The sequence below is a fragment of the Bacillus sp. B1-WWTP-T-0.5-Post-4 genome (assembly GCF_009183795.1).
Classification (GTDB): Bacteria; Bacillota; Bacilli; order Bacillales; family Bacillaceae_G; genus Bacillus_A; species Bacillus_A cereus.
Map to the genome: position 1 here is coordinate 85,910 of NZ_WEIJ01000013.1, position 18,199 is coordinate 104,108.

An 18,199-nucleotide genomic window follows, 5' to 3' on the forward strand; every position below is an offset into this window, starting at 1 on the left:
ATACTACTAAATATTTAATTCTAATCGACGCTTCCATTCATTAAGATCTTGATTTACATGTTTTAATCTTTTAAAATTAAGCATCGTTAACAATCTCTTATCCCAACTCCCACTATTAAATACGAGCCCTTTTAAAAGCTTAGAAATAATTTGCTCTCTATTTCTTTCATTTGTAATATCTATAATTAAAGTAGATAAATTTTTATCATCAGGAGTTGCTACTTCCAACACATAGTATGATTTATTCTTATTTCTATTTTTTATATTAACTAGTCCGCATACCCTTCTTTCGCAATTTGGTAAAAAAGAAAATTTCCTACCTAATGGTAAATAAATGAAATTCATTGCAACCTCATACTTATGGGTATGCTTAGCTAACAGTTGAATCATCTTTATAAACAGCTCCAACCCTTGCCCTCTAATATCACTCGTAACTTCTAACACCTTAAACTCAATAGGTTTGATATGTCCCCCATAAATTGATTCGTCTAATCCTACTACTTGTTCTGTCTTAATACCTCCACCTTTTCCATCATTAGAAATATACATATCCCCTTGATTCACTTGCTGTTCAGAACCATAAATTTTATGCACTTTAGGAGCATTCTTAAATTGTAATTGTGTGCCAGATACATCAGTTATGGGTTGATTAATATCTTGTTTAGATCTATTATTAACATTTTCATTTAATACTTTTTCCCCGGTATCTTGAATAGATTTACGGTACTTTCTCTTCTCTGGAGCTGTTACTTGCTTTTTAAATGCTTTATGCTTTACTTCTATATCTGTAAAAGGTGTTTCAGCCATGTCTGATCCTAACCATTCTAAAATTAAATAGTTATTATCTTTTTCAATGCCTCTGAAACGTATAAAGACATCAGGGTTTACTGGTAAATTCACTTCTAACTTTAATTCTTGCTGTTTACTTAATTTCCCATAAACATTCGTATATATTGACTCAAAAGATGTTTTTAAACCCATGTTAAAATAAAGCCATGCAAAATACCTAATAAAATCCTTATCTCTTGCTATACCGTTAGGAATTTCATTAACTAAATCTATAGAGGCAGTATTGTTATTTAATTCTGCTCTATTTACAAGTAGTTCTAACCCATTTGGTCTCATCATAGCATTTGCCATAATTTTATTAATTGCAAATACAGCACAAATAAATTCAGTTTGCGGAAGATAATATGTTTTATCTTCCACTGAAAACTCAAAAGCTAACTGATGCATCAATTCCTTATTTGCATGTAGATAATAACTAAACTTCTTACAAGCATCTAAAGCAGAAACCACTTTACATTGATTTAACTTTGGAATCATCACATCATAAATAATTCCTTTTCGTTGAGTATCTAAATAAATTCCATCTCGATATTTAGCTCCAACTTTTAGTAATGGCATTGTTGCAATAGGAAACTCTAATATCTCAATTTGACTGTTATACTCAAAAGCTACTCGAATAAACCATTGGTTATTTTTCAAATTAACATCGCCTAGCCACTTTAAAGTAACTAGGTTATTTCCGAATGTCCATGGTCTTAGCTTCAAAGAAATCTCTCCTTTGTTGATAGTACGTTAGCTCATATTTAAGTGCAACTTCAACTTTGTTAACTGTATTACTTCTTAAACCTGCTAATCGCCGTACTTTCCATTCCATTACCTGTTCATTATTACTTTTGTAAATAACCTTACAGGCCCATTTAATACGCCTTATTTGATATTCTTCTCGCGTTTCTAAATGTATCTCTAAAAATCTCTTTGTTTCCGGCATTTTATCTAATAATTTCTCTAGTAGTGAAAGGTGTCCTATTTCTTTGCCTACTCGACTTTTATTGACAAATACAGGCTTTTCTATTGCATATAATTTTTGAACTGCTTTTTTTACCATTACTAATATCTCTGAATCCCTCTTTACCCAATCAACTCGTTGATTTAGTAATTCTTTTTTTATACCTTTGGGAGAATGCTCTTTGAGCCATTCCTTATTATTACGGTAATGCCATGCATATAAGGCTGGCGTTAATTTTCTCAATTCCGTAACAGTAAGATTAGGATTATTTTTTAACAAAGTTAACCATTCAATCTCTTTTAACTCAACTAGGTTCTTTAAAGAACTAGCTGGTTTTATTATCTCTAGTAGTTCTACTTGCACATATTTTTTGACAGTAGAAATATCACATTGTAATTCTTTTGCAATTCTATACAGACTCTTCACTTCTGTATATAACTCTTTTAACCGTCTCTCCCATACATGACCAAATTGTTTAATTCGTCCAATTTTAAATTGATCCACTTCATTTTCATCTGGTCCCTTCCTCGAATAAATAAAGCCACATTCACAACTAAATGTTCCTATAGGTTTTCTTGTATCCGTACAATTTGTTATTTTCAAATCAGTTACAACTCGTTCTTTAAAATGCTTAGCTGCTGGATTTAAACAGTAATATGGAGATTCCCCAAACGGATGATATTGCTTTCCTACTAACTTTGGTAATTGTTCAATAGATACGCCTAAAAAATTAAGCATTACTAAATGCTGTACCGGATGAAAAGTTTTACGATGTTTTCTGGCTATACTTCGAATCCATGATGTATCTGCATCAATATCAAAGTTACAATCTACTAATGATAAAAATTGTTCTCCATAATACAATTTAAATTGCTTACATAAATACTGCTGATTTATTCTTCCAATGTGATTTGCATAACCATTAATCTGTAAAAGATACTGATAAACTTGCTGAAGATCATTAGTATCCATAACAAAATCCAGCGTCATAAGCTTTATACTCTCTTTTGAAAGATTAATTAAGTGTTCTGCCGTTTTATCAGAATAAACCGCTCTTACCTGTGGTTTATCTGAATCTAACTTTTCCGCTGAAATAAACTGGTGTTTTTGTGGATTACGTGACTTGATATTTGAATCTAGAAGTGGATCATGATGTCTATAACAATAGTATACCTTTGGTAATTGATGAAGTGTATGCCAATAAGTCTCCCCATACTTTATTTGATCTTCCTCAAAACATTTCGGACAAAATCTAATATACTGCCAACCTTTAATTGTGGAAGCAACGAGTCCAAGAAACATATGAACAGCTCCTGGTTTACCGCCATTTTGTATATATTCTAAAGCTTTATTTTGGATATTATCAGGTTGAAAAAAAGTATAGTATTTATAAAACGTATGATTTTCAATCAACGTATTGAAACTAGGTGGATTAAAGTGCTCTATTTCTTTGTGCACTTTCACTAAATTTGAGGGTAAATCTAATACAGCTACCATATTTGTAGTCCCAAATAAATCTTTCATTGTATGTTTAGGACTTTGGTTTCCAGAATGGTCATGATAACGAGCAAACCAGCTATATAAAAGTTCATTAGGATAAAGCTTTGGGAAATAAGCAATCACGCTAACCCCTCCTAGATTATAAACTCATCCAACGGTGATTTAATATAACCAGCTCCCTTTAATGCTTCATAATTAGATTATTTATTCTTTTTCGCGCTTTCAAAAATAGTAAGAAGTTCAGTTTTCACTTTAGGCTTTGATGCTTTCTTGAGCTTTTTGTTTTCTTCCGTAAGCTGAATTGCATAAGTCATTAATTGCGACAAAGAACTGCCCTGTTTATCTTTGATAGCTTTAACTGCTACTTTTTGAGCGACCTCAACATCAATCCCTAACGCAATTAATGAACTCATAATGATTTCTGTTGTAGTAATATTTTTAGATTCTCGTTTTTTTGCTTGAATCTCTTTTTTCTTCTGAATTGTTGCACGTAAATCGATTTTCGACTCACGCATTACGAGATATTCTTCAATATCCATCGGCATGATGTCTGCATACTTTTCAAGTTCAGAAGTACGCCCATCCCTAAGTGCCTTTAACATTGGTTGAACAAGTTTCGGGTCATCTTTAGCTACTTGCTTAATCGCTGCTGGAGTAATTTTTTCAATACCTGTTTCAATTGCACGTCCTTGAGCTAGTGCGAATAACTTAACTGCAATATCAATAATCCCTTGGCTTTCGTTATAAAGTGTTTCATTTAATTCAGGTGTCAATTCTGTTTTATGTTGTAGCCATTGATATCCCCATAAGCTTTCAATTAATAGCTCCCAATCATCATCTTTTTTCATCTGTTGCCAAACCATATCCCCTTGGCCACTCCCTCGACGGGCTTGTCGAAAATCTTGTTGCAATACTGCTTTAGCTCGCATTGTACCAATCATCATAACGGGCACTCCTATTTCATTAACGAGTGTAACAAAGAAATTCATCATCTTTTCAGAGTTATTATCTCTAGTTGCTAATAGATGTTGAATTTCATCAATTACAATAACCCCTATACAATGTAACCTTGCAATCTGCCCCATTCGAGTTACCATTGAGCTTATAGAATTACGCCTACTTCCGAATTTCTCATGATAGTTTGTACCAAGTAACTGATCCATTTTTAAAAAGAAATCCAAGCATAAGGACTTCAAAGAACCGTCGTGCGGACAATTCAACTTTAACCAGACAACTTGCATAAGATTTAATGGATGTTGATGCAATATAACTTGAGGATAAAGAGATAAAATCCTTTCAATAGCTGTTGTTTTACCAATACCGGAAAACCCCATCAACGTCATACTAGAAGCTGTAGAACGAATATCTTGATTACCATTTAAAGCACGAGTATATTCAGGGAGTTTAGGATTTCTACTTACATAAACGTGGCGAATTAGCCTTGAAAAACGTTGCTCTAAGTCTAGATGTTGCATCACCGGTTGAAAAAATCTGTTTATTCTGGGAATAGCATGGTATCGTACATGTGTAGGTAGATGCGCTTCACTTTCATCAAAAGACGGATAGTAGCTTAATTTTTCATACGCTTCTTCTGGTGAAAGTATTAGTGGTAAAGCTTCAATTAACGGATTGCCCCGAAAATCAATTACATCTTGTTCGATATAGACTGCTTGCGCAATATTACGGAAGTTTACTTGGTCATTCATCTTTATCTTCCTTCCTACACTTTAAGAATTCTCGTACATTTGGTCGTTTAAATTCCGTTTCAACAAAAGTTTGCGGAAATTGAATTACTTCTGTTTGTTTGATTTCCTTTTCGAACAATCGTTTCGATTCATCCTTTCTTTGACGTTCTTTTTCTTCCTTACGATTAATACGTATTGCTCCAACTTGTTCAGCTTTGCTCAATGAGGTATCTTGTTGAGATTGTTTTGCTTTTTCTGCCTTCTTTACAATGGCTTCCACATCAGCTATATAATCAATATCTTTTTGTAGTTGCTTATGATTTTGCTCTTTCTCTAAACGTTTTTCCTGTTTTCGCCAATATATGATTTCATCGAGACTTAATCTTTCATAACGTTTTGACACATCTAACATATAACATTCTTCAAAATATCCTAAAGAATCATCAACAACATAAACATGACTCATATTGCGTGGATCATATGCTAACTCAATTTTCCACGAACCTTCCATACGAGCATTCTCAAACCAAGCCTCTTTTAAAGCTTTATCACAGCTATATGAAATACCTTTAAACTGAATACCTTTATGATTTACTATAGCAATCCCTCTAGGTAGCAGTTGCATTTTCACAAGTTCTTCTGGAAATACCCTTAGTTTCCCCGTGCGATTTTGAATACCCCAATTCCATAATTCCAGAGGAATCGACTGGACATCATCTGCAACTAAATCTTTATCTCTCACATAAGACTTTAAATAATGCTTTGTATTGTACTGTAGAATTTGTTTAATCAAAATTTGTGTAAACTCTTTCAATGTCAATTTAGCATCCAGACGATAATCTTTTGCGCCTCGTTCTTGAAAATCTACATCAATGTAGCCCGGCAACATTGGCTTAACCTTTTTCTGAATTAAATCAAATTGCTTTTCAACAATCCCCTTCCAATCCGCTCGGTAGGACGCTGCATTTTCAACATGTAAATTAAATGCTTTTACCAGCCGTTCAACATTGTACCCTTCAAACTCACCTTTATCCGCTAACAAAATTTCTGGTAAATAACGACAAGGCCAATCACCTTCATTTATTTCAATATCATACTCTGCACAATAAGCTTTTTTATCAGCTACTACATTTGTTAAAGCCATCATTGCTCCTACCCACGAAGGACCTTCTAAACCAACATACACGCCTACGGCCATTCTACTAAAAACATCCATTACTAAATACACTACAGGACGCCCTATAATCCAATTACGATTTACTCCCGAAACTAAATAAACATCTGCAATTGTTGCATCAATCTGGTAGCGTGAACCTGGGCCAAATACTTCTGACAGTGATGTACTTAACACCGCTCTATGATCCTTGTTAAATCGCTTTTCACCTTTTCTAGCTTTCAATACTTCAGGAGCGTTATATTCTTTTTGATACCAATAACGAAATTGACGTATTGAAGGAATCATATTTTCATCTTCTAAAATAATTCTCTCCACACCATTTTCATAGTAAATATCTTTAGCATAAAACCCCTTAATCATATATTTATACGCATCAGTCATTTTGTTTTGTTTAGATGCCAAATAATACTTTTCTAATGCTACCCTAAATATCTTCTTTGTTTCTTCATCTACATTAATGCCTTCAACTCCATATTTAGAAGGGCGACCTCGCTTTTTTTCATTAGATGAACGCTCTTTCCCTCTGGCACCAGAATTTTTATAATCCGGTAAAAGAGCATCTATTGTTTTACCTCTAGACCAATATTTATATAAATATTTACGAATAGCCGGGTACGAGATATTATGCTTCACACACGCTTCACGTATTAACTTTGTACGAAATGATTTTCCATAAATATTTGGCTCATTTTCAACAACAGTTTTTATTTTTTCCCAAGCCATATCTCTTGCTTCATAGTGTTTCATTTCATAGTCCTTTGAAACATGCTCTATAAATATATCACCTTTTACTTTTATCCAATCACCAATAATAATAGCTTCCTTTAATTCTGAAATGAGCTTTTTCTCTGGAAATGCCTTTGAGTTCTCTAACTCTATTACATATAAAATCACACTATCAGGATCAATCCACAAAATTCGATATTTACTCTCTGTACTTTGCTCTTGGAGAATTTCATTTACATAAAAATGCATTATCCCCACCTCGCAGTAGCATTTTGTTTTAAAATCACTATATTTTTCACATCTTCTTGGAATCCAACAATTGGTTTAGTCATATCAATTTTAAGTAATCGCTTTGCTAGCGCATGCTTAAATAATGAAATTCCAGTTCCACCTTCAAAATTATATTTAACATCGAATAATTTTAAATTAGACAATAAATTGCCCTCAAAGTTCTCCCACTCAGACAAAAACAAAACTAGTTCATCATTATCAACTTCATATCTTTGATGCAAAAACTTTAAATTACTGAGAAGAACATTAGGGTATTCTAGCTCAGTTACAATTCCCCATTCAATGCCTTGCTCTTCCCAATACACTCTTTCTATTTCGAATTTTTCAATAATTATAACGTTATTTAGGTCGTTACTACATTTTATTGTCCGTGCTTTATAGGCAATACCTTTGTCATCTCGAACAGTTAAAAAGAAATCAGTCGTCATAACAATAGGTATTTGCTTATCTACAGGATGCTTAATATTTAATGTATCAGCAATTTTTAATGTAATTTCTCTATCCAATGGAAACTGTTCTCGAATATCGACTACATTTTCCGCCCAATCACATAAACAAAAATAATTAAATTCCATATCAGATAAAAAATGATGCTCTCGCTCCGTTTTCCATCCCATTACACGATGAACACGACCACTGGATGGAACATCTTGAATGGTTAACCATGGCTTATACGTTGATAATTCGCCCTGCCCGCGCCCCTCTTTTACATAACGAGCTATCTTTGCTTCTGTCCAACCTATTTGGCGTTTTGGCACAATATCACATCCTTTTATTTAGGATATATAACAATAACTTTCGCTTTCTTTAAACCTAAACATTTAGCAATCGTTAATCGATGTTTGCCTTCTCCTTGGATATAGTATTGATTGTTTAAAACCGTTACCAAAGGATATCCAATATACGGGTCACTTAAAATAAATTTTTCAAACTGCTCTTTACTTTTGTATTTAGAAAAATTTATTCCTTTATTAACTAATATCTCCAACGCCTCTAGCCAATTACTCACTCTATCTGCATCTGTTCGGCACATACCAACTAATTCATCTAAATCAATGATTTTCAATTCTTTCTTATTTTCATCAAATTCATCAGCAGACAAATACTCTGCTTCATACGGTATTGATTTTATCTTTTAATGATGTATCGGTTTTTAAAATCTTAAGTTTTTCACCTAAACTCATCTTTATCCCTCCAAAATAAAAAACATCGGTACGCTTATTTTAATTATAAGCATACCGATGTTTAGTGTTCAAACTTTAAACAACTTTATTTGTTTTTAAACGACTTTATTGTCACTTTACACTATATTTATTAACCTACCAATCTCCTACTCAACAGTAACAGACTTAGCTAAGTTACGTGGCTTATCAACGTCACACTCGCGGTGAAGCGCTGCGTAGTATGAGATAAGTTGTAATGGAATAACTGCTACTAGCGGTGCTAGCGCTTCGTGTACAGCTGGTAATACGAAGCTGTCACCTTCCATTTCTAAGCCTTTCATTGAGATGATACATGGGTTAGCCCCGCGTGCTACTACTTCTTTCACGTTACCACGAATTCCAAGGTTTACGTGCTCTTGTGTAGCAAGTGCGATAACTGGTGTACCATTTTCAATTAAAGCGATTGTACCGTGTTTTAACTCTCCTCCAGCGAATCCTTCTGCTTGGATGTAAGAGATTTCTTTTAGTTTTAACGCACCTTCTAATCCTACGTAGAAGTCTACGCTACGTCCGATGAAGAAACAGTTACGCGTTGTTGCTAAAAATTGTTTTGCTAATGCGTCCATTTCTTCTTTTTGATCACAAAGTTCTATCATTGCATTTGCTACAAGTCCTAGTTCGTGTGTTAAATCGAAATCAAGAACTTCACCTTTTGCTTTAGCAATATCAGCCGCTAAAATTGAAAGTACTGCAAGCTGTGCTGTGTAAGCTTTCGTTGATGCAACTGCAATTTCTGGTCCAGCGTATAACGGAAGTGTATAATCAGCTTCACGAGAAAGCGTAGAACCAGGCACGTTTGTAATCGTTAATGCTTTATGGCCCATTTCATTTGTTTGCACAAGTACTGCACGGCTATCAGCTGTTTCACCACTTTGTGAAATGTAAATGAAGAATGGTCTTTCTGTTAATAATGGCATGTTGTAAGAGAATTCACTTGCAACGTGTACTTCAACTGGCATTTTTGCAAACTTCTCGATAAATTGTTTTCCAACAAGACCTGCATGATAACTCGTTCCACATGCAATGATGTAAATACGATCGCTATCTAAAATCGCATTGCGGATGTCTTGATTTAATTCAATTTCGCCATTTTCATCTTGATACTTTTGAATTATATTACGGATTACAAGTGGTTGCTCATCGATTTCTTTAAGCATGAAATGAGGATATGTTCCCTTTTCAATATCACTTGCGTCTAATTCCGCTGTAAACGGTGCACGTTCAATCGTTTCACCTTGTAAGTTTTTAATTGTAATACTTTCTTTCGTTACGATTACGATTTCTTTATCCATTAGCTCAATAAATTGATCTGTAACTTGTAACATCGCCATAGCGTCGCTTGCCACAACATTAAAGTTGTCACCAACACCTACTAATAGCGGGCTTTTGTTTTTAGCAACATAAATCATGTTTGGATTTTCAGCATCAAGTAATCCGATTGCATAAGAGCCATGTAAAAGAGATAGCGTATTACGGAACGCTTCTTCTACACTTAATCCTGTGCTCACTTGTTGTTCCATAAGCTGTACGATAACCTCTGTATCTGTTTCACTTACGAACGTTACATCTTGTAAATATTCCTTTTTCACTAATTCATAGTTTTCAATTACACCGTTATGAACTAATGTAAAGCGTTTTGATGTACTTTGATGCGGATGCGCGTTTACTTTACTTGGAACACCGTGTGTAGCCCAGCGTGTGTGTCCGATACCCACGCTTGCTGCTACGTTCTCATCTACGATTTCACGAAGTTTTGCGATACGGCCTTTTTCTTTGTATACAACAACACCGTTCTCTGCTTGTACTGCAATCCCTGCTGAATCATATCCACGATATTCTAGCTTTTCTAAACCTTTTAATAAAATTTCCTTTGCATCTTGCTCTCCAATAAATCCTACGATTCCACACATGTTTAGTCGCCGTTACAAATGCTTACACTGCTCTGCGAACATGTAACGACATAGTCCGATACCATTTTTATTTATACTAAAAAACGGATTACATATTGCTAGCCCTGTAAGCTTGTAACGGCTTTCACCTTCCTCTCGATTGGGTTTAAGTCCGTATATACTTATACAGCTAGTTTTCATCCGTTCCTCTTCTCTCATCACACTTTCACCTTTGTCCACTAAGTCACCTTAATGATTTAAGTAAAAGCTTGCGGTTGTGATGAACAACCGGGAGTCATCCGCCGAAATCTCGATAAACCCCACCTCGTCAACTACACTATTTGTAGTTCTGGCGCTTTTATAATTTACAATATTTCCTTTGAGAAAAAGAACAAGACCATCTTATAACAAACATGGATAAACCGTCAATGAAATTTTTTTCATCGTCTATAAAACATATGAAAAAGGAGCACTTTTTGTGCTCCTTTTTCATATAAATTCAGCTAATTATTCAGCGCCAACTTCGGCTTTCACAACTTCTACAATGCGATGTACATATGCATCACAAACTTCTTGTGTTGGTGCTTCTGCCATTACACGAATAAGTGGCTCTGTTCCAGATGGACGAACAAGAATACGGCCATCACCGTTCATTTCTTCCTCTACAACACGAATAATTTCTTTAATTTTTTCATTTTCTAATGCTAATTTTTTATCTGTTACACGAACGTTTACTAACAATTGTGGGAATTTCGTCATTTCTCCTGCAAGCTCAGATAATGGCTTTTTCGTCATTTTCATGATGTTTACAAGTTGAAGTGCACTTAACATTCCATCACCAGTTGTAATGTAATCAAGTAAGATAATATGGCCTGATTGTTCTCCACCTAGGTTGTAACCTCCACGCTTCATTTCTTCCATTACGTAGCGGTCACCAACTGCTGTTTTATCACTTGTAATATTATTTGCTTCAAGTGCCTTGTAGAAACCTAAGTTACTCATAACAGTTGAAACAACTGTATTATGTTTTAATTGACCAGTTTCTTTCATATATTTCGCACAAATGAACATAATTTGATCACCGTCAACGATGTTTCCTTTTTCGTCTACAGCAATTAAACGGTCGCCATCGCCATCAAAAGCAAGTCCGATATCCGCACCTTTTTCTTTTACCAATTCAGCTAAGCCTTCTGGATGTGTAGATCCTACACCCTCATTAATATTCATACCGTTTGGAGAAGTTCCCATTGTTGAAATATCAGCTTCTAGGTCTGCAAATAAGTATGGAGCTAGAGAAGAAGTTGCACCATGTGCACAATCTAAAGCGATATGTAGGCCAGAGAAATCTTCTTCAACAGTTTGTTTAATGTACTGTAAATATTTTTGTCCACCTTCAAAGTAATCGCTCACTTGTCCAAGATTAGTACCTGTCGGACGTGGTAGTTCATCAACTTCTTTGTCTAATAAAGCTTCAATCTCAGCTTCTTGCTCATCTGTTAATTTAAAGCCGTCTGAACCAAAGAATTTAATACCGTTATCTTGTACCGGATTATGAGATGCAGAAATCATAACACCCGCTTGTGCATCTAGTGCTTTTGTTAAATAAGCAACGCCCGGTGTAGAAATAACGCCAAGGCGCATTACTTCTGCTCCAGTTGATAATAGGCCTGCTACTAAAGCTCCTTCTAACATATGACCAGATACACGTGTATCACGACCGATAATTACTTTTGGACGATCTGTATCTTTTGTTAATACATAACCACCAAAACGTCCAATTTTGAAAGCTAATTCAGGTGTTAACTCCTTATTTGCAACTCCGCGTACTCCATCTGTACCAAAATATTTACCCATTATGATTCGCTCCTTTTTCTTGCTCTTTTTGATTATCTACTGTTGGTTCTTGACTCGTTTCTTTATCTTTATCTTGATTTTGATTTTGGTTTTGGTTTTGGTTTTGATTCTTTTCCTGTTCTTTTTCTGAATCAGGTTCAGGATTTTTTGGTTTCTCATTTTGATTTTCTTGATCCGTATTTGAATCGGGTTGTTGACCGTTACCCTGTACTTCTTTATCTGGTTTTTCTTTCTTCACAATAGTAACTTTAGCACTTTTTTGTTTTGGCTCTATTGAAATATTACCAGGACCGCTCACTTGAATTGAAATATCTTTCGTCCCTGAGGATACATTTTGCAGATTAATTACCGCTGTTATTTGAGCAGCTGTTATTTTATCTACTATACTTGCTTCTCCTGAAATATCAACACTTATCTTTCCATCTTGCGGCGAAAGTAGCTGAGCAGTAACATCTTTAGACAGTCCATTTTTCTGGATTGGGATACCATCAATCGTTTTTGTTTTCTTTTGTTTTGTTTTTTGCACTCCCACCGAAACCTTCACTTGATTCGGTTTTGCACTTGTTACACCCTTGGGTAATAAAACAGAGGCATCGAATGTTGTAGACTCTGTCAATTGACTAAGATCTACTTCGACCCCCTCTAGAGATTGTATATTATCCAAAATATCTTTTGGACCAGCTATCGTTACTTCTCTCGGTTCAACACTGATATTTGTAACCGCCAATCCTTCTGCTAAACTCCCCTTCTTCGTATACATTACAGGAACAGTTTTTTCAGTATTATTGGCTGTAGTTTGCGTTGCCACATTCAACGTTACACTAATCTTAGATGGACTTGTTCTTACATTTAAACGTTTTCCTTCTTTATTGTATAATGTAACTTCGGGAGTTTTTGTAACAGTTTTATTAACACCTTTTAAATCAACATACGCTTTGGCAGATGAAATGCTTTCAATTTCTTCTTTCGTCCCAACTACCTCAACAGTATCCGGTTTAAGGCTTGATTTTTCTAGAGTAGCCCCCGCTGGCATCTGATCCTCATTTGATAATTTCAGATCTACATGAACATATTTTCTCGCCTTTTCATGAAGAGTAACTTTAATTGTTGATGGCTGAACTGTTCCTTTCACATCATCTGGAAGCCCGTTCGTTTTTAAAGAAATCTCATAAGTTCCTTTTGGACTATCTCGCAAATCAACCGGTATGTCAAATTGTTTTTTTGCTTTTGCTGTAGCAACTGATGCTTTTGGGCCTTCTAATTTTACTTTAACGCCCTCTGCCGGAATACCACTTACAATATATTTTTCCTCATCATACTTAAGATTAATAGCATAATTAGTTAATGTTTCTTTCGTATCATTTGCAAAAGGTAATATACCTGATGTCGTATTTTTTTCAGTTAACGTCGCTGACATAAAAAGCATACACGCCAATAGTAATGAGATCCCTTTTAAAAACCAATGATTCTCCATTAACTTATCCATGACGCTTTCTCCTCCAATTCCATAAAGACGAAGAAGTCGTTTTTTCGTTTCCACTAAATTCAGCTAATAACATATCTTTCAGCTGTTCTGTCTTCAAATCACGATGCAACTTACCATTTTTCGTTAAAGAAATTTGACCAGTTTCTTCAGACACAACTACTGTAATACTATCAGTAACTTCACTAACTCCCATTGCAGCACGATGTCTAGTTCCTAATTCTTTAGAAATAAACGGACTTTCTGATAATGGAAGATAGCATGCTGCTGCTTTAATTGTACTTCCTTGCATAATTACCGCTCCGTCATGAAGAGGTGTATTTGGAATAAAAATATTAATAAGTAATTCCGATGATACGTTTGCATTAAGCGGAATACCCGTTTCCACATAATCACCCATACCGGTCTCTTTTGACAAAGTAATTAATGCACCAATTCTACGTTTCCCCATATATTCGGTTGCTTTTGCTATCGCTGTTGCAACCATTTCAGGTTCATCATCCTCATGCGTTCCAACACGCGAAAATAAACTCCCGCGCCCTAGCTGCTCAAGTGCTCTTCGCAATTCTGGCTGAAAGATAATAATAACGGCTAAAAATCCCCACGTTAATACTTGTTCAGTTAGCCAAGATAGCGTACGCAATTCAAGGAAAATACTGATCATCTTAACGACGATAATAACTGTAATCCCTTTTAAAAGTTGAACAGCTTTCGTCCCTCGGATTATAAGAATTAGCTTATATATAATAAACCATACAATGGCAATATCTAATGCCGTACTAAGATATTTCAAAATGGTCGTATCTTCAAAAGGCATGCTATCCCTTCCTCCTACTTACGAGCAATTCTATCCATATATTGAAATATTGTTTTATGCTCTATCTGTATGTATTTCCAACAACTAGTTAATTATACCATACATGAAACAAACGACAATTACAAACAACCCCCTTTAGCTCAAATTGGTAAGATGTCAAACATTTTTATTGTACAGTATAATATAAATCATTATTATACGCTTATTTTCAAATAAAAAAAGCAACTTCTCAGTTGCTTTTCTTACATTTATTTTAGTTTTTCACCGAATAAAGAACCCATTAAAGCAACTGCTGTTGTTGCCGTTCTATTTCTCTCATCTAAAATCGTATTTACCTCAACAAATTCAGCAGATGTGATAATATCAGCTTCTGCTAACATTTCCATCGCCAAATGACTTTCACGATAAGATAGACCGCCAATTACAGGCGTTCCAACACCTGGTGCATCATGAGGATCAAGACCATCTAAATCTAATGATAAGTGTACACCATCGGTATGAGATAAATATGCGATTGTTTCTTCCATCACAGCCGTCATCCCCATACGATCAATTTCATGCATTGAGAACACTTTAATACCTTCATTGCGAATGAAATCTTTTTCTCCTTCATCCAATGCACGCGCACCGATAATTACGACATTCTCTTTTTTCACCTTTGGATATGCTCCGTATAAATCTACAAGTGAAGAATGTCCATAACCTAAACTTGCTGCAAGTGACATACCATGAATATTTCCAGATGGTGAAGTTTCCTCTGTATTTAAATCACCGTGTGCATCATACCAAATAACGCCTAAGTTTTTATAATGTTTTGCTACACCAGCTAATGTACCGATAGCAATACTATGGTCACCACCTAATACAAGTGGAAAACGACCTTCTTCTATAATATGATCCACCTTACTTGCTAATTCATTACATACAGTTGCAACTTGTGTAAGGTTTCTTAATTTTGTATTTTCATCTATCTCTTTTTCTCTCTCTATACATATATCTCCCATATCTTTAACGTCATATCCAATTTCTTCAATTCTTTCAATTACCCCTGCATAACGGATCGCGCTCGGTCCCATATCAACTCCACGACGCATCTGTCCTAAATCCATTGGAACTCCAATAACTGAGATTTCTTTTTTCATAGATAGTATCCCCCTTTTATGCCTTCACTAAATATTTTAAATCTTTTATATAGTCTGACTCAACTCGACATTTTTCTGTATGGATATACAATTTATTCACTTATATTCACGTTGAAAACCAAATTTTAAGACTATTCTATGTATAAAGTTAACTTAATGAAACAATCGCAATCACTATTATTAAATAATAATAATAAAACACTCCTATATTTAGAAGTGTTTTTCTGATGCTATTTTCCATACTGTTGCAATATTCTTCGTTGTCATTTCAATATTTTCTTCTGCTACTTTATATGCTTCTTCTAGTGTCATCGGTCTCGTTGTAATACTAAATACCGCATCTATTCCTTTCTCGTACACAGCTGAATAATCAGATGATACAGACCCTCCAATAGCAATTACAGGCACAGAAAAACGTTTTGCACGCCCCGCAACACCCACAGGAGCCTTTCCATATGCAGTTTGTTTATCTATTCTACCTTCACCAGTTATAATAAGATTTGCATCTTCTATATGTTTATCGAAATTTGTATAATCTAATACAATTTCAATGCCCCTACGCAAGTCTCCCTTTAACACTGAAATAACAGCCGCTCCCATTCCTCCCGCTGCCCCTGCACCAGGTATTTCAGATACATCAAAAGATACATATCGTTTAAGCATATTCGCATAATGTTGTAAATTTTCATCTAGCTCTTTCATCATCTCTATATTTGCACCCTTTTGTCTCCCAAATACGAAAGATGCTCCCTGCATTCCGACTAATGGATTATCCACATCACATGCCGCTTCTATCTTTACCCCCTTTAAGCGTGGGTCCATTCGTGAAAAATCAATAGTAACAATCGAGTGTAATGTGCCTCCAGATGGATCTATTACTTCACCCTTGCCATTTATAAACCTTACTCCTAAAGCCGCTAACATACCTGCCCCGCCATCATTTGTAGCACTTCCTCCAAGTCCTAAAATTATGTACTCCACTCCTTGATTTAGCGCATGTAATATAAGTTCTCCTGTTCCTTTTGTCGTTGTAATAAGTGGGTTGCGCTTTTCAACTGGAACGTGCTGTAATCCTGATGCTGCTGCCATTTCAATAAACGCTGTCTTTTTATCTTTAGAAATGCCATAAAAAGCTTGTATACCTTCTCTAAGCGGTCCTGTCACACTAATTGATATAATTCTCCCCCCTGTAGCATCAACAAGTGATTCAACCGTCCCTTCTCCTCCATCTCCAATTGGTATTTTCACATACTCTGCATTAGGAAAAATTGCTCTAAAACCTCTTTCAATAGCTCCACATACTTCTATAGCTTTTAGGCTTTCTTTATATGAATCAGATGCAATAACAACTTTCACAATTATCTCCCCATCCCTTATTTTTACGTTTTCTTCATTTTAAACGACAAGTATAAAAGTTGTCTTTTTAAACACAAAAAAAGCTTACATCGTATGATGTAAGCTTTTTTATTTAGATGGAGCCTAGCGGGATCGAACCGCTGACCTCCTGCGTGCAAGGCAGGCGCTCTCCCAGCTGAGCTAAGGCCCCTTATTAATTAAGCGGAAGACGGGATTCGAACCCGCGACCCCAACCTTGGCAAGGTTGTATTCTACCACTGAACTACTTCCGCAAAAATGATGAGCCATGAAGGACTCGAACCTTCGACCCTCTGATTAAAAGTCAGATGCTCTACCAACTGAGCTAATGGCTCGTAAATGGCTGGGCTAGCTGGATTCGAACCAGCGCATGACGGAGTCAAAGTCCGTTGCCTTACCGCTTGGCTATAGCCCATTAATATTTACTAGTATGGTTATCTTTTCAAAAAAATAAACCCTCTCAGGTTATTTTAAAGAAAATGGTGGAGGGGGGCAGATTCGAACTGCCGAACCCGAAGGAGCGGATTTACAGTCCGCCGCGTTTAGCCACTTCGCTACCCCTCCGACATTTTAAATATATATGGTGGAGGATGACGGGATCGAACCGCCGACCCCCTGCTTGTAAGGCAGGTGCTCTCCCAGCTGAGCTAATCCTCCAAAAGTGGTGACCCGTACGGGATTCGAACCCGTGTTACCGCCGTGAAAGGGCGGTGTCTTAACCACTTGACCAACGGGCCAAAAAAGTTTTAAACCTATTCCCAAGCTTCCAACCGGGCTTGAACCGGTGACCTCTTCCTTACCATGGAAGTGCTCTACCAGCTGAGCTATGGAAGCATAATGGCTCCGCAGGTAGGACTCGAACCTACGACCGATCGGTTAACAGCCGATAGCTCTACCACTGAGCTACTGCGGAATAATATTAGCCTGGCAACGTCCTACTCTCACAGGGACAAGGTCCCAACTACCATCGGCGCTAGAGAGCTTAACTTCCGTGTTCGGTATGGGAACGGGTGTGACCTCTCTGCCATCATTACCAGACTTTTATCATTATAAACATTTCTTTCGAAATGTCAAGAAGAAATTTTAATATATATTCCTTCAAAACTAGATAACATCGCTACATATTATATGGTTAAGTCCTCGATCTATTAGTATTCGTCAGCTCCACATGTCACCATGCTTCCACCTCGAACCTATCAACCTGATCATCTTTCAGGGATCTTACTAGCTTACGCTATGGGAA

The 18,199-nt window shown here is 35.9% G+C and carries 13 protein-coding genes, 9 tRNA genes and 2 rRNA genes; all 24 read right to left on the bottom strand.

Annotated elements, in window-relative coordinates; genetic code table 11:
• Window positions 1-6: 6 nt before the first annotated feature.
• Window positions 7-1,554, bottom strand: coding sequence for a Tn7-like element transposition protein TnsE (locus GBN91_RS25615; protein ID WP_152122635.1), 1,548 nt, complete (start codon window positions 1,552-1,554; stop codon window positions 7-9).
• Window positions 1,523-3,418: a TnsD family Tn7-like transposition protein gene (locus GBN91_RS25620; RefSeq protein ID WP_152122636.1), complete on the bottom strand. Its 1,896-nt coding sequence runs from the start codon at window positions 3,416-3,418 to the stop codon at window positions 1,523-1,525. The genes GBN91_RS25615 and GBN91_RS25620 overlap by 32 nt, the downstream gene beginning before the upstream one ends.
• A gap of 77 nt (window positions 3,419-3,495) precedes the next feature.
• Window positions 3,496-5,001, bottom strand: a complete 1,506-nt coding sequence (locus GBN91_RS25625) for an ATP-binding protein (RefSeq protein WP_347400312.1) — start codon at window positions 4,999-5,001, stop codon at window positions 3,496-3,498.
• The gene (locus GBN91_RS25630) at window positions 4,994-7,132 is read right to left on the bottom strand and encodes a Mu transposase C-terminal domain-containing protein (RefSeq protein WP_152122639.1); all 2,139 of its coding nucleotides are present in this window, start codon (window positions 7,130-7,132) and stop codon (window positions 4,994-4,996) included. Before GBN91_RS25630 ends, GBN91_RS25625 begins: the two co-directional genes overlap by 8 nt.
• The gene (locus tag GBN91_RS25635) at window positions 7,132-7,932 is read right to left on the bottom strand and encodes a TnsA endonuclease N-terminal domain-containing protein (RefSeq protein ID WP_152122641.1); all 801 of its coding nucleotides are present in this window, start codon (window positions 7,930-7,932) and stop codon (window positions 7,132-7,134) included. The genes GBN91_RS25630 and GBN91_RS25635 overlap by 1 nt, the downstream gene beginning before the upstream one ends.
• A 14-nt stretch (window positions 7,933-7,946) precedes the next feature.
• Complete coding sequence (locus GBN91_RS25640; RefSeq protein ID WP_152122642.1) at window positions 7,947-8,276, bottom strand: hypothetical protein; 330 nt, start codon at window positions 8,274-8,276, stop codon at window positions 7,947-7,949.
• Window positions 8,277-8,504: 228 nt separating this feature from the next.
• Complete coding sequence (gene glmS, locus GBN91_RS25645; RefSeq protein WP_000334163.1) at window positions 8,505-10,307, bottom strand: glutamine--fructose-6-phosphate transaminase (isomerizing); 1,803 nt, start codon at window positions 10,305-10,307, stop codon at window positions 8,505-8,507.
• A 12-nt stretch (window positions 10,308-10,319) separates the two neighbouring features.
• Window positions 10,320-10,505, bottom strand: coding sequence for a hypothetical protein (locus GBN91_RS25650; protein ID WP_001206405.1), 186 nt, complete (start codon window positions 10,503-10,505; stop codon window positions 10,320-10,322).
• Between the two features lie 288 nt (window positions 10,506-10,793).
• Entirely contained in the window at window positions 10,794-12,140 is a 1,347-nt protein-coding gene (gene glmM / locus GBN91_RS25655) for a phosphoglucosamine mutase (protein WP_000521476.1), read from the bottom strand.
• Window positions 12,133-13,626, bottom strand: a complete 1,494-nt coding sequence (locus GBN91_RS25660) for a CdaR family protein (RefSeq protein WP_152122644.1) — start codon at window positions 13,624-13,626, stop codon at window positions 12,133-12,135. The genes glmM and GBN91_RS25660 overlap by 8 nt, the downstream gene beginning before the upstream one ends.
• Complete coding sequence (gene cdaA, locus GBN91_RS25665) at window positions 13,619-14,440, bottom strand: diadenylate cyclase CdaA (RefSeq protein WP_001115697.1); 822 nt, start codon at window positions 14,438-14,440, stop codon at window positions 13,619-13,621. Before cdaA ends, GBN91_RS25660 begins: the two co-directional genes overlap by 8 nt.
• 248 nt (window positions 14,441-14,688) lie before the next feature.
• A complete protein-coding gene (rocF, locus tag GBN91_RS25670; protein WP_000711563.1) occupies window positions 14,689-15,582 on the bottom strand; it encodes an arginase in 894 nt (297 codons plus the stop codon).
• A gap of 210 nt (window positions 15,583-15,792) precedes the next feature.
• Window positions 15,793-16,938, bottom strand: a complete 1,146-nt coding sequence (locus GBN91_RS25675) for a glycerate kinase (RefSeq protein ID WP_000869592.1) — start codon at window positions 16,936-16,938, stop codon at window positions 15,793-15,795.
• Between the two features lie 117 nt (window positions 16,939-17,055).
• Window positions 17,056-17,128, bottom strand: a tRNA-Ala gene (locus tag GBN91_RS25680).
• Between the two features lie 10 nt (window positions 17,129-17,138).
• Window positions 17,139-17,210 (bottom strand) — tRNA-Gly (locus tag GBN91_RS25685).
• An 8-nt stretch (window positions 17,211-17,218) separates the two neighbouring features.
• A tRNA-Lys gene (locus GBN91_RS25690) sits at window positions 17,219-17,291 on the bottom strand.
• 5 nt (window positions 17,292-17,296) lie between these two features.
• A tRNA-Gln gene (locus GBN91_RS25695) sits at window positions 17,297-17,371 on the bottom strand.
• A gap of 65 nt (window positions 17,372-17,436) precedes the next feature.
• Window positions 17,437-17,520 (bottom strand) — tRNA-Tyr (locus GBN91_RS25700).
• Between the two features lie 17 nt (window positions 17,521-17,537).
• A tRNA-Val gene (locus tag GBN91_RS25705) sits at window positions 17,538-17,613 on the bottom strand.
• A gap of 5 nt (window positions 17,614-17,618) precedes the next feature.
• Window positions 17,619-17,693, bottom strand: a tRNA-Glu gene (locus tag GBN91_RS25710).
• Window positions 17,694-17,717: 24 nt separating this feature from the next.
• Window positions 17,718-17,790: transfer RNA gene (locus GBN91_RS25715), tRNA-Thr, on the bottom strand.
• A gap of 4 nt (window positions 17,791-17,794) precedes the next feature.
• Window positions 17,795-17,869, bottom strand: a tRNA-Asn gene (locus GBN91_RS25720).
• A 9-nt stretch (window positions 17,870-17,878) separates the two neighbouring features.
• Window positions 17,879-17,994: ribosomal RNA gene (rrf, locus tag GBN91_RS25725) — 5S ribosomal RNA — on the bottom strand.
• Between the two features lie 90 nt (window positions 17,995-18,084).
• Window positions 18,085-18,199, bottom strand: a 23S ribosomal RNA gene (locus tag GBN91_RS25730); the annotation flags it as partial.

What these genes read in the sequence shown, in the direction of transcription:
- GBN91_RS25660 (WP_152122644.1), bottom strand. Translation starts at nt 13,626, where the DNA reads ATGGATAAGTTAATGGAGAATCATTGGTTTTTAAAAGGGATCTCATTA.
- GBN91_RS25630 (WP_152122639.1), bottom strand. Translation starts at nt 7,132, where the DNA reads ATGCATTTTTATGTAAATGAAATTCTCCAAGAGCAAAGTACAGAGAGT.
- glmM (WP_000521476.1), bottom strand. Translation starts at nt 12,140, where the DNA reads ATGGGTAAATATTTTGGTACAGATGGAGTACGCGGAGTTGCAAATAAG.
- GBN91_RS25650 (WP_001206405.1), bottom strand. Translation starts at nt 10,505, where the DNA reads ATGAGAGAAGAGGAACGGATGAAAACTAGCTGTATAAGTATATACGGA.
- cdaA (WP_001115697.1), bottom strand. Translation starts at nt 14,440, where the DNA reads ATGCCTTTTGAAGATACGACCATTTTGAAATATCTTAGTACGGCATTA.
- GBN91_RS25625 (WP_347400312.1), bottom strand. Translation starts at nt 5,001, where the DNA reads ATGAATGACCAAGTAAACTTCCGTAATATTGCGCAAGCAGTCTATATC.
- glmS (WP_000334163.1), bottom strand. Translation starts at nt 10,307, where the DNA reads ATGTGTGGAATCGTAGGATTTATTGGAGAGCAAGATGCAAAGGAAATT.
- rocF (WP_000711563.1), bottom strand. Translation starts at nt 15,582, where the DNA reads ATGAAAAAAGAAATCTCAGTTATTGGAGTTCCAATGGATTTAGGACAG.